This window comes from Priestia sp. SIMBA_032, from assembly GCF_046535215.1.
GTDB classification, from domain to species: Bacteria; Bacillota; Bacilli; order Bacillales; family Bacillaceae_H; genus Priestia; species Priestia aryabhattai.
Map to the genome: position 1 here is coordinate 1 of NZ_JAWRXD010001025.1, position 258 is coordinate 258.

The 258-nt window shown below is 37.6% G+C and carries 1 pseudogene; it reads right to left on the reverse strand.

The window, feature by feature from the left end:
• Nucleotides 1-258 (reverse strand): annotated as a pseudogene (locus tag SB717_RS37455) (2-succinyl-5-enolpyruvyl-6-hydroxy-3-cyclohexene-1-carboxylic-acid synthase); the annotation flags it as partial.

Here is a 258-nt window from a genome sequence, read left to right on the forward strand (position 1 = left end):
GTAATAACCTTTCCTTCAAATGCAGTTTCATATGTTTCCATTTCACGAAGCGTTTCCTTCGTTTTTTCGTTTATATGTTGCCACATTACGAACCAATCATTCTTCTTCATAACTGGCATTTTTTCTATTACTGCCTTGCAGAATTCAATGTCACTTGCTTGCACAACTTCTGTCGCAACAAGAGCTGGATCTCTCCATTGTCCTGATTCATCGACAACGATATGAACTGCTTTCGTTTGTTTTTTTATGAACTGCGTT